12 protein-coding genes are annotated in these 12470 nt (G+C 75.5%); 6 read left to right on the top strand and 6 right to left on the bottom strand.

What is annotated here, in order from left to right; translation table 11 throughout:
• Positions 1 to 20 precede the first annotated feature (20 nt).
• Positions 21 to 278, top strand: a complete 258-nt coding sequence (locus A949_RS0106170; RefSeq protein WP_019355130.1) for a DUF4031 domain-containing protein — start codon at positions 21 to 23, stop codon at positions 276 to 278.
• Positions 279 to 333: 55 nt separating this feature from the next.
• On the opposite strand, the gene A949_RS0106165 is transcribed toward A949_RS0106170, so the two are convergent.
• From A949_RS0106165 to A949_RS32670, 3 genes are all read right to left on the bottom strand, one after another.
• Positions 334 to 1587 (bottom strand): Cmx/CmrA family chloramphenicol efflux MFS transporter, encoded by a 1254-nt coding sequence (locus tag A949_RS0106165; protein WP_019355129.1) that lies wholly within the window; start codon positions 1585 to 1587, stop codon positions 334 to 336.
• Positions 1588 to 1726: 139 nt separating this feature from the next.
• Positions 1727 to 2005, bottom strand: a complete 279-nt coding sequence (locus A949_RS0106160; RefSeq protein ID WP_019355128.1) for a hypothetical protein — start codon at positions 2003 to 2005, stop codon at positions 1727 to 1729.
• Positions 2006 to 2061: 56 nt separating this feature from the next.
• On the bottom strand, positions 2062 to 2898 hold the full coding sequence (locus A949_RS32670; RefSeq protein ID WP_019355127.1) for an HD domain-containing protein: 837 nt from the start codon (positions 2896 to 2898) through the stop codon (positions 2062 to 2064).
• 67 nt (positions 2899 to 2965) lie between these two features.
• Here A949_RS32670 and A949_RS0106150 point away from each other — a divergent pair, with 67 nt between their 5' ends.
• A complete protein-coding gene (locus A949_RS0106150; RefSeq protein ID WP_037705942.1) occupies positions 2966 to 3670 on the top strand; it encodes a copper homeostasis protein CutC in 705 nt (234 codons plus the stop codon).
• Between the two features lie 130 nt (positions 3671 to 3800).
• On the opposite strand, the gene A949_RS32665 is transcribed toward A949_RS0106150, so the two are convergent.
• The gene (locus A949_RS32665) at positions 3801 to 5225 is read right to left on the bottom strand and encodes an MFS transporter (RefSeq protein ID WP_019355125.1); all 1425 of its coding nucleotides are present in this window, start codon (positions 5223 to 5225) and stop codon (positions 3801 to 3803) included.
• A gap of 233 nt (positions 5226 to 5458) precedes the next feature.
• On the opposite strand from A949_RS32665, the gene A949_RS0106140 reads away from it, so the two are divergent.
• The 3 genes from A949_RS0106140 (at position 5459) to A949_RS32660 (ending at position 9168) form a co-directional block, all read left to right on the top strand.
• A complete protein-coding gene (locus A949_RS0106140; RefSeq protein WP_019355124.1) occupies positions 5459 to 5839 on the top strand; it encodes an ArsR/SmtB family transcription factor in 381 nt (126 codons plus the stop codon).
• Positions 5840 to 6081: 242 nt separating this feature from the next.
• A complete protein-coding gene (locus tag A949_RS0106135; RefSeq protein WP_019355123.1) occupies positions 6082 to 8133 on the top strand; it encodes a bifunctional rhamnulose-1-phosphate aldolase/short-chain dehydrogenase in 2052 nt (683 codons plus the stop codon).
• Between the two features lie 111 nt (positions 8134 to 8244).
• Positions 8245 to 9168 (top strand): XRE family transcriptional regulator, encoded by a 924-nt coding sequence (locus tag A949_RS32660; protein WP_158687557.1) that lies wholly within the window; start codon positions 8245 to 8247, stop codon positions 9166 to 9168.
• Positions 9169 to 9227: 59 nt separating this feature from the next.
• Here A949_RS32660 and A949_RS0106125 read toward each other — a convergent pair whose 3' ends face one another.
• Positions 9228 to 10424, bottom strand: a complete 1197-nt coding sequence (locus A949_RS0106125) for an erythromycin esterase family protein (RefSeq protein ID WP_019355121.1) — start codon at positions 10422 to 10424, stop codon at positions 9228 to 9230.
• 69 nt (positions 10425 to 10493) lie between these two features.
• Between A949_RS0106125 and A949_RS0106120 the strand changes: the two genes are divergently transcribed.
• A complete protein-coding gene (locus A949_RS0106120; protein WP_019355120.1) occupies positions 10494 to 11291 on the top strand; it encodes a TioE family transcriptional regulator in 798 nt (265 codons plus the stop codon).
• A 105-nt stretch (positions 11292 to 11396) separates the two neighbouring features.
• Here the strand turns inward: A949_RS0106120 and A949_RS0106115 are convergent, their stop codons facing one another.
• On the bottom strand, positions 11397 to 12416 hold the full coding sequence (locus A949_RS0106115) for a serine/threonine dehydratase (RefSeq protein ID WP_019355119.1): 1020 nt from the start codon (positions 12414 to 12416) through the stop codon (positions 11397 to 11399).
• Between the last annotated feature and the right edge of the window lie 54 nt (positions 12417 to 12470).

The raw sequence follows: 12470 nt of genomic DNA, 5'->3' as shown, positions 1-12470 counted from the left end.
GCGGGCGCGGGGCCCTGCCGGTGACCGTCTACATCGACCCGCCGATCTGGCCGGGCCACGGCCGGATGTGGTCGCACGTGGTCAGCGATCTCTCGTACGAGGAACTGCACGCGTTCGCGGCGGGCCTCGGATGCCCGCCGCGCGCCTTCGACCGCGACCACTACGACGTGCCCTCGACGCTGTACGAGAGCGCCGTGGACGCCGGCGCCGTCCCGGTCGGCTCCAAGGAACTGCTCCAGCGGCTCACGGCCGCCGGCCTCCGGCGCCGCAAGCGCTGACCCGCGGGGCCGGTGCCGCGGGCGGCGGCCAGGTCGGTGCGGACCCGTCGGGCGGCTATGCCCGCACCTGCTCCTGCGCCTGCTCCACCCGCGGATACGACGCGGCGACCACCCGGGAGCGGGCGTGCACCCGCGCGGAGACGGCCGTCGCGAGCACCGCGACCGCCGCCATGCCCGCACCGACCCAGGCCACGGCCGGATATCCCCAGCCCGCCGAGATGGCCAGGCCGCCCAGCCAGGGCCCGAGCGTGTTGCCGATGTTGAACGAGGCCGTCGTCGTGGCCCCGGCCAGCGTGGGCGCCGCGTCGGCGGCGTTGAACATCCGGGCGTTCAGCGCGGGCGCCGTCGTGAACGCGGTGACGCCGAGCAGCAGGGCCAGCCCGACCACGGCCCAGCGGTACTCGGCCAGCAGCGCCAGCAGCGCGAGCACGGCGGTCGACGCGGCGATGCCGCCGTACATCGTGCCGAACAGGTGCGCGTCCGCGATCCGGCCGCCGATGATCGTGCCGATCAACCCGCCGAGCCCGAACAGCGCGAGCACGCTGGGCACCCAGCTCTCCGGCAGTCCGGCGACGTCGGTGAGGAGCGGCGCCAGATAGGAGAAGACGGCGAAGACGGCGCCCGCGTTCAGTGCGATGGTCAGCAGCGCCAGCCAGACCTGCTTGTCCCGGTAGATCCGCAGCTCCCGCCGGAGATCGGGGGCTTCCGCGCCGGTCGGCACCGGGGTGCGGGGCACCAGCGCGAGCACCCCGACCAGTCCGACGGCCGACAGCGCGGCGACCGCCCAGAACGCGGAGCGCCAGCCCGCCTGCTGGCCGAGGAACGATCCGGCCGGTACGCCCGCGATGTTGGCGACGCTCAGCCCGCCCACCATGATCGCCATGGCCCGGGCCCGGGCGTTCTCCGGCACCAGCGAGACCGCGACCGCGGCGCCGACCGCCCAGAACCCGGCGCAGGCCAGCGCGCTGACCACCCGGGAGGCGAACAGCACCTCGTAGCTCGGCGCGAGCGCGCCCGCGACCTGCCCCAGCATGAAGGCGGCCAGCAGTGCGACCAGCGTCGTGCGGCGCGGCAGCTTCAGCGTCGCCGCCGCCAGCACCGGCGCGCCCACGACCATGCCCACCGCGAACGCCGACACCAGCAGCCCGGCCTGGGGGATCGACACGTCCAGGTCCCGGGCGAGGGGTTGCAGGATGCCGGAGAGCATGAACTCGGAGGTCCCGAGCGCGAAGACGGACAGGCCCAGCACATGGACGGCCGGCGGGACACGGGCGGCGGAGGGACGGCCCCCTGCGAGTTCGTCAGGCATGACACCTTCAACCCCGCCTCCCGGCCCGCGCATTCCGGAGCGGGGAGGCGGGGCCGGTCCCGGGGCCGGAGCCGGGCTCGCGAGCGGCCGCGGACCGCTCCTGCCTCGGGGCCGGTCCGGGGCGCGGGTGGCGGCGGATTCAGCGCCACTGCGGCGGGATGTTCGCCATCTGCCGCAGCAGATCCCAGCCGGCGGCCCGCTGCCTGCGTTCCTCCAGCCCGTCGCGCCAGGGAGCGCCGTTGGCCACCCAGTAGCCGCGGTAGACGCGTACTCCGGTGACACTGCTGTCACTGATGTCGGACTCGTTGCCGCAGCAGGGGCAGATGTCTTCCGTGGGCCAGCCGCCCTCCCAGACGACCGGGCCGTCGAATCCGCAGACCCGGCAGACCGTCTCCGTCTCCTCTTCCTCCTCTTCCAAGAGCGCGCTCCTCCTCGTAGCGGCGTGGACGTCGAGGATGTCGGGACTTCCCCGTATCACGCCTCCAGCAGGCCCAGTTCCGTCGTCAGATTGTGCCGGGCCGCGGGCTCCCAGTGGTCGCGTGCGTAGCCGGTACGGAAGAGGTGGGGCAGGCCGAGGAGTTGGCGCAGGACGGCGGAGCGGCCCTCGCGAAAGGCGGCGTCGGGGACGAAGGCGTACTCCTGGCGGATCTCGGCGGCGTAGTGCGCGTACTGCTCGGGGGTGCCGGCCAGGACGGCGAGGTCCGCGTCGCAGAGCAGTGCACCGTCGAGGTCGTCGTCGGCGGGGTCGTGGGTGACCGTGAGGCGGACGAGGCGGGCGACCTCGGCGGTGCGGGCCGCCGGTACCCCGGCCTCGGGCAGCGCGCGTTCGGCCAGGCGGGCGCTGCGCTCCTCGTTCTCGCTGCGGTCGGGCCGGTAGACGGCGTCGTGGAACCACGCGGCCAGCCGTACGGCGGCGAGGTCGGGGCCCGCGCCGGCGCCGGTTCCGGGACCGGCCTCCCGCTCCGGGGGAAGCCGCGCGGCGAGCTCGTCGAGGCGGTCCAGCACCGCGCGCAGGTGCGCCGTGCCGTGGTACCGGCGGTGGGGTTCGGCCCAGCGGCCGAGCAGGTCCTCGCCGTAGGGCGCCGGGTCGGGGCCGTCGGCACCCTCGCGGGCGTCGATCAGCAGCGCGTTCCAGCGGTCGAGCAGCTCCGGGTGGGCCGTCGCCGGGGCGGGGAGCGCCGTCTCCGGGGTCGGACGTGCCGGGTTCGGGCGTGCGGTGTCCGCGGGCTCCCGGGCGGTTCCGCCGGCCGGTCGTCGCGCCGTTCCGTCGCCCGGTCGGCCGGATGCGGGTGGGGGCTCTGTCGTCGACATCGGGCAATTGTGGTCCCGGGGGAGTGCCGTCTTCCAGCGCCTTCCGCCGTATGGCACTCTGTTGCGCATGTCTAGACCAATTCTCGAGGTGGTCGCGCTCAGCGCGGAAGACGCTGCCGCAGCGGAGGTCGGGGGAGCGGACCGCCTGGAGGTGGTCACCGACATGGCCGCCGACGGTCTCACCCCGTCCCTGGAGACCTGCACCGCCGTCCGGGACGCCGTCAGTATCCCGCTCCGGGTGATGTTGCGGCTCGCCGACGGCTTCAGCGCCGGGGGCGACGCCGGGATCGAGGAACTGTGCGCACGCGCAGCGGCGCTGCGCGCGGCGGGCGCGGAGGAGTTCGTCCTCGGCTTCCTCGACGAGGCGGGGCAGGCGGACCTGCGTGCTGTCGAGGCCGTCACGGCCGCCGTACCCGGGTGCCGGTGGACCTTCCACCGCGCCCTCGACCGGGCCGCCGACCGCGACGCCCTGCGCAAGCAGCTCGCCGACGCGCCCGGCCTGGACACCTACCTCACCGCCGGCTCCCCGGACGGGGTGACCGACGGTTTCCGGACCCTCCGTGCCGAAGCGGCCCGCACCACCGCGGAGGAGCCGGGCTACGGGCCCCGGCTGCTGGTCGGAGGCGGGCTCTCGCTCGACCACGTCGCCGGACTGCGCCGGGCCGGCATCGACGCCTTCCACATCGGCAGCGCCGCCCGCCCCCGCGGCTGGGCCGGCCCGGTCGACCCCGCCGCCGTCCGCACCTGGCGCCAGGCCCTCGACCAGGACTGACGGCACCGGGGCTGCGCGGCGGCAGGCCGCCGCCGGGGGCCGGCCCGCTCGGAGCCGGGCGGGCGGCGGCGCTGCGCCGGGGTCACCGGCCGGCGCCGGGCCCGCGTCCGGCTGCTCGGGCAGTGGCGGGCTACTCGGGCTGCTCGGAGCCGGCCCGGACGGCGTCGGCCGTCGCCGCGCCCGCCGCGCCCCTGGCGGCCGGCGCCGCCGTGTGCACCGTCCCGGCCGGCCGGCGGCGCCTGGCCCGTACGAGGCCGTCCTGCCTGTCCCGGGTGCCCCGCACAGCCGGCGCGCCGTCCTGTGTGCCGGGGGCGGCGCGGACAGTGCGTCCGCCCGAGCTGCCCGCGCCGGTGGCCCCGCTGCGGAGCACGGCGGTCGCGCCCGTCAGGACCAGCGCGGCGACGGTGGCGCCGAACACGGCGGAGGCGGTGTCGAGGGAGGTGGCGTCGCTGAGCGCCCCGGCGGCCACCGGCAGCGCCCCGGCCAGCAGGTAGCCGCCCGCGGTGAGGGCGGCGTTCGCCTCGGCCAGGCGTGCGGCCGGGACGTCGGAGCTGAGCATGGTCAGGGCCCCGAGCTGGGTCAGGCCCTGGCCGAGCCCGGCGAGGACGGCGGAGGCGACGAGCGCGGGGACCGACGTGGTGCGGACGGCGAGGACGAGCACGGCCATGCTCGCCGTGGTCAGTGCGGCGCCGGTGAGCAGGTCCGTGCGCACCCGCAGCCTGCGTGCGGCGAACTGGATACCCGTGGCGGCGGCGAACAGCACGAAGATAGTCGCACCGGAGAGGATCCGGCTGCGGGTGTGCAGCAGGTCGGCGAGCAGCGTGGGGCCGAGGGAGAGCACGAACCCGGTTGCCGCGATCGCGGGGGCGAAGACGCCCAGGCCCAGCAGGAGCTGGCCGCGGTTGGCCCGCGGCGCGGAGGGGACGCGGACCAGCCGGCGGGCGGTGCCGGGTGCGGCCGGTGCGGCCCGCGGCGGCAGCGGCATCCGGACCACCACGGCGAACGCGGCCAGCAGCAGGCCGATCTGGACCAGGAAGACGGTGACCGAGGGGCCGGGGACCAGCTCGGACAGCAGCCCGGCCAGCAGCGGACCGACGGCGGCCCCGCCGACCATGGAGGACGAGGCGATCAGTCCGGCCGTGCGCTTCTGGGTGCGGTCCGCGAGGTCGGAGACGGCCGCCATCCCGGCGGAGAGGAACGCGCCGACCGCGATACCGCTCAGCAGCCGCGCCACCAGGAGCACGGGCACCGAGTGCGCCGAGGCGAACAGCGCCGAGGCCAGCAGGCCGAGCAGCAGGCCGGGGAGCAGCACCGGCTTGCGGCCGTAGCGGTCGGAGAGGGTGCCCGCGACGGTGAGGGTGCCCAGCAGTCCGGCGATGTAGGCGGCGTAGACCGCCGTCAGGGCGGCTGCGGAGAAGCCGATCCGGTCCTGCCACAGGACGTAGAGCGGCGCGGGTTCGTTGGAGAGGGCGAGGACGGCGACGACGGGCCAGGCGGCCAGCCACATCCAGCCCCGTCGGGGGCCGGTGGCGGTCGGCGGAGCGGAAGCGGACATGCGGGAGCTCCTGGGCAGGGGAGGGCAGGGGAGGGCAGGACACAGAAAGTACGAGTCGATTCGTACAAGAAGTACGAGAGAATTCGTACCAGTGGCGAGTAGTACGATGCAAGTCGTACTACGTGCGGCGGTGCGGTCGCCGCCCCGGTCGCCCGCCACTGCGTGGCCACCGCGAGTGGACCGACGTGCGTCGACCGCCACCCGCCACCCGTCACCCGAAGAAGGAGGACCCCGTGCGTGACGCGGCCCTCGGCCGGGAGTTCCGTATCCCGCCGCCCCCGCCCGGTGCCGAGGTTCCGGAGCCGCTGCCCGAGCCCGCCCGGGACGAGATCCGGCTGGAGGCGGTGATGGCGGCGCTCAGCGACCCGCTCCGGATCGGCGTGGTCCGCAAACTGCTGCTGGAGGCGGTCGACTTCGACCACACCTGCACCTGGTTCGGGTTGGAGCGTCCCAAGTCCTCGCTGACCCACCACTTCCGCACCCTGCGCGAGGCGGGCCTCGTCCGGCAGCGCCAGTACGGGCCCTCCCGGCGCAACCAGGTGCGCATCGCGGACCTGGAGGCGCGGTTCCCCGGCCTGCTCGCCCTGATCGCCGACTGGACCCCGGCCGCGTAGCGGCTCGCCCCGTTGACAGTCCTCAACGGCCCCCTCTAGCTTGCCTTTTGAATCGTTTCACGCATCGTTGCGCGCAGCGTTCCAGGCTGCCGATCCGCTCCGTCGTCCCGCGCCTGCCCCGCCACAGACCACACCCGTCTCCCGCTTCCGCCCGTCCCGCACTTCGGTACCCGCCCCGCTCCGCCCCGCCCCGGCCCGCCGGGCTCCGCACCGCGGCCGACCGCACCCACCGAAGGAAGCGCATGCCCACCACGCCCCAGCACCCCGCCGTGGCCGCCCTGCTGCGGCGCGCCCGCACACTCGGCGCCGATCCGCGCAACACCAACCACGCCGGCGGCAACGCCTCGGCCAAGGGCAGCGCGACGGATCCCGTCACCGGGCAGCCCGTCGAACTGCTGTGGGTCAAGGGGTCGGGAGGAGACCTCGGCACGCTCACCGAGGAGGGGCTGGCCGTGCTGCGGCTGGACCGGCTGCGCGCGCTTCGAGCCACCTACCCCGGTGCGGAGCGCGAGGACGAGATGGTCCCGGCGTTCGACTACTGCCTGCACGGCGGAGGCGGTGCGGCGCCGTCCATCGACACGGCCATGCACGGCCTGCTGGACGCCGCACACGTCGACCACCTGCACCCCGACTCCGGGATCGCCCTCGCCTGCGCCGCCGACGGCGAACGGCTGACCCGGGAGTGCTTCGGCGACCGCGTCGCCTGGCTCCCCTGGCGGCGCCCCGGCTTCCAGCTCGGCCTGGAGATCGCCGCCGTCCGGGAGACCGACCCGCGCGCGGTCGGCGTCGTGCTCGGCGGGCACGGGATCACCGCATGGGGCGGGACGGCCGAGGAGTGCGAGCGCAACTCGCTGTGGATGATTCGCACGGCCGAGGAGTTCCTGGCCGGACGCGGCGGCGCGGAACCGTTCGGCCCCACCCTCGGCGCGGGCTACGAGCCGCTCCCGGCGCCCGAACGCCGCGCGCGGGCCGCCGCCCTGGCACCCGTGCTGCGCGGGCTGGTGTCCACCGACTCCCGGCAGGTCGGCCACTTCACCGACACCGCACCCGTGCTGGACTTCCTCTCCCACGCCGCACACCCGCGGCTCGCCGCGCTGGGCACCTCCTGCCCGGACCACTTCCTGCGCACCAAGATCCGCCCACTCCTCCTCGACCTGCCGGCCACCGCACCGCCGGACGAGACGATCGAGCGGCTGCGCGCATTGCACGCCGCCTACCGCGAGGAGTACGCCGCCTACTACGCTCGGTACGCCACCGCCGACTCGCCTCCGATGCGCGGTGCCGACCCCGCGATCGTCCTCGTACCCGGCGTCGGAATGTTCTCCTTCGGCCGGGACAAGCAGACCGCGCGAGTCGCCGGCGAGTTCTATCTGAACGCCGTCACGGTGATGCGCGGCGCGGAAGCCGTCTCCTCGTACACGCCGATCGAGGAGTCGGAGAAGTTCCGGATCGAGTACTGGGCGCTGGAGGAGGCCAAGCTGCGGCGGCTGCCGCAGCCGCCGCCGCTGGCGGGCCGGGTCGCGCTGGTGACCGGAGCCGCCTCCGGGATCGGCAGGGCCACGGCGCGCAGACTGTCCGCCGAGGGCGCCTGCGTGGTCGTCGCGGACCGCGACGGGCCCGAAGCGGACGCCTTCGCAGCCGAACTGGGCGGCAGCGACAAGGCGCTCGCCGTCACCGTCGACGTGACCGCCGAGGAGCAGATCGAGACCGCGTTCCGGGCCGCCGCGCTCGCGTTCGGCGGCGTCGATCTCGTGGTCAACAACGCGGGGATCTCGCTCTCGAAGCCCCTGCTGGAGACCACCGCCGCCGACTGGGACCGCCAGCACGACATCATGGCCCGCGGCTCCTTCCTCGTCTCCCGCGAAGCCGCCCGGCAGCTGCGCGCGCAGGGGCTGGAGGGCGACATCGTCTACATCGCCTCGAAGAACGCGGTCTTCGCGGGGCCGAACAACGTCGCCTACGCCGCCACCAAGGCCGACCAGTCCCACCAGGTGCGGCTGCTCGCCGCCGAACTGGGCGAGCACGGCATCCGGGTCAACGGCGTCAACCCCGACGGCGTCGTCCGCGGCTCCGGGATCTTCGCCGGCGGCTGGGGAGCGCGCCGCGCCGCCGTGTACGGAGTGCCGGAGGAAGAGCTCGGCGCCTTCTACGCCCGCCGCACCCTGCTCAAGCGGGAGGTCCTGCCCGAGCATGTCGCCGCCGCCGTCTTCGCCCTCACCGGCGGCGACCTGACGCATACGACCGGCCTGCACATCCCGGTGGACGCGGGGGTCGCGGCGGCGTTCCTGCGCTGAGGCGCCCCCTTCCGCGCCGTGGCGCGCGGCTGCGTTCCCGGTTGCGTTCCCGGGAGCGTTCCCGGGAGCGCGCGGCGGTCCGGTGCCGCGGGCGCTGCGTACCCTGACCGGGTGGGCGACCGGCGAACAGGCAGCGCGGTGGCCGCGGCCCGTCCGCTGCTCCGCCACGAGGACCGGCACGGCGGCGACGCGGTCGCGGCCGCCGTCCACCACCTGTGGACGGCCGAACGGACGCGCCTGGGCCCGGCGTCCGACAGCGGGCGCACGGCCGAGGTCGCGGAACTCGCCCAGATCGCGGGCTGGCTCCTCTTCGACGCGGGCCGGCGCGGCGCCGCCCGCCGCGCCTTCGCCGACTCGCGCACGCTGGCCGTCCGCGCCGGGGACGCCCCGCGGGAGTGGTTCGCGCTGGACATGCTGGCCATGCACGCCGTCGACGGCCACCGCCCCGATCAGGCCCTGGCCGTCACCGAAGAACTCCTGACCCGTCCCCGGGTGCCGCCGAGAGTGGCACTGCTGGCGCGGGTACGGCAGGCCCGCGCCCTGGCGCAGACCGGTGAGCGGGCCCGGGCCCTGACGGCGATGCACCGGGCGCGGGGCGCGCTCCAGGACTCCGTCGCCCTGCGCGACCCCGCCTGGACCTGGTGGGTGGACGGAACCGAAGTCCTCGGCCACCGAGCCGAGATGCTGCTGGAGCTGGGCGCGCCGCGGGCCGCGCTCCCGCTGTTCCACGCGCTCGACCAGCGGATCCGCTCCACCGCGCCCGGGGGCCGGATCGCCCTCCACCACACGGTGGCCGGGCTGACCGCCCACCTCCGCGCGGGCGCCTGGCCGGACGCCGCCCCGCTCCTGGCCCGCACCGCCCACCTGCTGACCGACGTCGCCTCCACCCGCAGCACCACCCGCCTCCGCGGCACCCTGCACGCCCTCCACCGGCAGGCCCCCACCTGGCTGCATCACCAGGCGCGCGACACCCTGCACGCGGCCGGCCTCCCGCCCGCCCGCGCCGCACCCCCACCCGCGCCGTCCGGCGCCTGACGCCAACCGGACCGACTCCGGGCCGGTCCTCCGCCGCCGGTGTCTCCCGCGGCCTCCGGCTACTCGGCGTCCCTGACGAACACCACTCCGTCCATCTCGCCCAACTGGGCCGGGGCGAGCGGGGCGTAGCCGAACCAGGGGGAGACGCGGGGGGCGGGGCGGGGTTCGCCGAGGGCGGTGGCCAGCGTGGCGGGGTCGACGACGCAGGGGGCCTGCGGGAGTGCGTAGAGGAGCCCTTCGAGGGTGTCCGGCGGCGGGGTGTCGACGCCCTGGTGCCGGATCGTGCCGAGGGCGGTGGCCAGGACGGCGTACTCCGCGCCGAGGCGGACCTGCGCGAGTGCGCCGGCGCTCCACCACTCCACCTGCCCCTGCCACATCCGCATCGTGCTCTTCGCCCGCTGGAGGTGGGAGTTGTGCGCGTGGACCAGCACCGGGCCGCGTTCGGCGAGGGCGAGGAGGTTCTCGGCCATCATCGCGTCCCGCAGCGCCACCAGCCGCGTCATCCGGTTCGGCGAGGTGTCGGCCATCGAGGAGTGGTAGCGCAGGAGACCGGTGGCGCTCCGCGCGTACAGCCGGGCCCGGTCCCAGTCGTCCCGCGAGGTCGCCGCGATCAGCTGGGGGGTCTGTTCGTCCAGCAGCGCCACCAGGTCGTCGGCGAGCAGCCGCAACTCCCCGGCCTCGGCGCTCCGCCCGAAGGAGCGGGCCGGGTCCAGCATCGCGTCGGGGTGGGTCCAGCGGTCGTCGGCGCCGAGCAGGGTGTCGAGTGCCTCCGCGGTGCAGGGGAGCAGGTCCGCGTCGCCGTGGGCGGCGAGGTAGCCGTGCAGTGCGGTGAGGGCCTGCCGGGGGCTCTCGGGGCCGGTGATCTCCAGCGGGCCGTCGATTCCGGCGAAGCGGACCTGTTCGGACGCGGGGCGACCGTCGTTGTGGGCGCGTATCCAGCGTACGAGTGCGCGGTTGGCGGCGGAGGCGCCGCGGTCGTGGCTGAAGCCGTGCTCCATGACGGCGTCGAGGGTGCCGGTGCCCGCGGTGCCGTGGTCGTCCACGGCCAGGCCGCGCAGGCAGTCGCTCTCCAGCGCGATCGTCCGGTAGCCCTCCTGCTCGACGAGTTGCCGGAAGAGCGTGTTGCGCACCTCCAGCAGGGAGTCCTCGCCGTGGGTGGGCTCGCCCAGGGCGAGGACCCGGGGCCGGTTCGGGAGCAGCTCCAGGACGGCGGCCGCTTCGACAGCGCGGGCGGCGTCCTTGATCTCAGTAGCCATACCGTCAACGGTATCGTTGAACCTTCGGTGGAAACTTTTTCGCGAGAGTGCCGCGATAGCCTGAACCCCATGGGGCGAAACCTTCAAAGTGCGGAACGGCTCAGGCCGGTCGATCTGGCCCGCGGGCACGGTCTGTCCACGCAGGCGGTCAGGAACTACGAGGCGGACGGCATCCTGCCGCCCGCCGACCGCACCGAGCACGGCTACCGCACCTACACCCCGCTGCACGCGCGGGCCCTGCGCACCTTCCTCGCCCTGCTGCCCGGCCACGGCCACCGGACGGCGGCCTCGATCATGCGTGCCGTCAACGAGGACGACGTGGAGGAGGCGCTCCGCCTCGTCGACGAGACCCACACCCGACTCCTCGACGACCGGCGGACCCTCCAGGCCGTGGAGAGCGCCCTGCACGACCTGCGGTCCGCCGGGGCGGGCCCTGCCGGGTCGGGCCGCTCCGGGTCGGGCCGCTCCGCCGGGCCGGCCGAAGCGAGCGGAGCGCCCGGGGCCGCGGGCGCCGGGGGCAGGTTCATCGGGCCGCTGGCGGAAGAGCTCGGCGTCCGGCCCGCGACGCTGCGCAAATGGGAGGCCGCGGGCCTGGTCAGCCCGCGCCGCGATCCGCACACCGGGTACCGGGTCTTTGACGAGGCCGCGGTCCGGGACGCCCGGCTCACCCACCAACTCCGGCGGGGCGGCTACCTGCTGGAGCGGATCGCTCCGCTGATCACCCAGGTGCGGGCGGCCGGCGGGCCGGAGCCGCTGGAGGGCGCGCTGCGCGACTGGCACGGCCGACTGGCCACCCGGGCCCGGGCGCTGCTGTCCGGAGCCGCCGAACTGGACTCCTACCTCGGCACACGCGAACACCGCGGGTGAGGTGGCGCCGGAACGGGTGAGCCGCCGCACCGCATCCCCCTCCGCGGCACCGGAGCCGGATGCGGTGCCGCCCGGTGGGCCGGGCAGCGGCGGGTCACCCGACGGTCAGCGGGCCGTCTCGGCCGGGTCGGCGTTGGCGCCGCACAGTACGACGACGACCCGCTCGCCGGGGGACGGCACATAGGGGGCACTCTGCCCGTCGGCCCCGTCCGGCGCGGCGACGGCGCCCCGGACCGCGGACACCGCGGTGGCCGCCCCGTTCTCCACTGCCAGCCGGTACCGCTCCCACAGTTCCCGGCGGGCCGAGACCACGGCCTCGTCGCCCACCAGCACCGACCGCACATTGCGGGTGCCCGCGGCGGCCAGCGCCATCGAGGAGGCCCGGCGGGCGCCCAGCGAGTCGGCGGCGACGGAGTCCACCGGCACGTCGACGACGCGCCCCGCCTCCAGCGCGGCGTTCAGCGCCCGGCACCGCTCGGGTTCCACGGCCACCACCCGGATCCCGTGGTGCTGCGCGGCCGCGGCGACCCCGGCGAACAGGCCGCCGCCGCCCACCGACACCACCACCGTGTCCACGAGGGGTACGTGTGCGCGGATCTCCTCCACCAGCGTCCCGGCACCCGCCGCGATGAGCGGATGGTCGTACGCGTGCGACGCCAGCGCCCCGGTGTCCGCGGCGAACGCCTCGCAGGCCGTCGCGGCGTCGGCGTACTCCGTGCCGACCAGCCGCACGTCCGCCCCGTACGCGCGCAGCCGCTCGACCTTCACCTGCGGCGCGGTCTCCGGCAGGAAGACCGTGGCGGGCACGTCCAGCCCGCGCGCGGCCCACGCGCACGCGAGCCCCGCGTTGCCGCCGGAGGCCAGGGTGACGCCCGCCGCGGGGAGTTCCTCCCGCTCCCGGTGCGCGAGCAGGAAGTTGAGCGCGCCCCGCGCCTTGAAGCTGCCGGTGTGCTGCATGAACTCCAGAGCGAAGAACAGCTCGAAGTCCGGGGCGCCGGACGCGCCCCCGGTTCCCGCAGCGCCGACGCCCGCCCCGATGTCCGCACGGGCGACCGCGACGGGGCGTACGCCGGTGGCAACCCGGTCGGCTGCGGTCTTGACATCTCCGTAAGAAAGATGGTGCACGGCGCGACTCCTGGACGTGCTCGGACGTGCTCGGACGTGAAGGGACAAACAACT

The sequence above is a fragment of the Streptomyces sp. AA1529 genome (genome assembly GCF_000280905.1).
Classification (GTDB): domain Bacteria; phylum Actinomycetota; class Actinomycetes; order Streptomycetales; family Streptomycetaceae; genus Streptomyces.
The sequence above is the reverse complement of the archived record's forward strand: the minus strand, read 5'-3'. Positions and strand labels throughout refer to the sequence as shown.

Coding starts and splice junctions, on each gene's coding strand:
- A949_RS0106165 (WP_019355129.1), bottom strand. CDS start 1,587: ATGCCTGACGAACTCGCAGGGGGCCGTCCCTCCGCCGCCCGTGTCCCG.
- A949_RS32670 (WP_019355127.1), bottom strand. CDS start 2,898: ATGTCGACGACAGAGCCCCCACCCGCATCCGGCCGACCGGGCGACGGA.
- A949_RS0106150 (WP_037705942.1), top strand. CDS start 2,966: ATGTCTAGACCAATTCTCGAGGTGGTCGCGCTCAGCGCGGAAGACGCT.
- A949_RS32665 (WP_019355125.1), bottom strand. CDS start 5,225: ATGTCCGCTTCCGCTCCGCCGACCGCCACCGGCCCCCGACGGGGCTGG.
- A949_RS0106135 (WP_019355123.1), top strand. CDS start 6,082: ATGCCCACCACGCCCCAGCACCCCGCCGTGGCCGCCCTGCTGCGGCGC.
- A949_RS0106125 (WP_019355121.1), bottom strand. CDS start 10,424: ATGGCTACTGAGATCAAGGACGCCGCCCGCGCTGTCGAAGCGGCCGCC.
- A949_RS0106120 (WP_019355120.1), top strand. CDS start 10,494: ATGGGGCGAAACCTTCAAAGTGCGGAACGGCTCAGGCCGGTCGATCTG.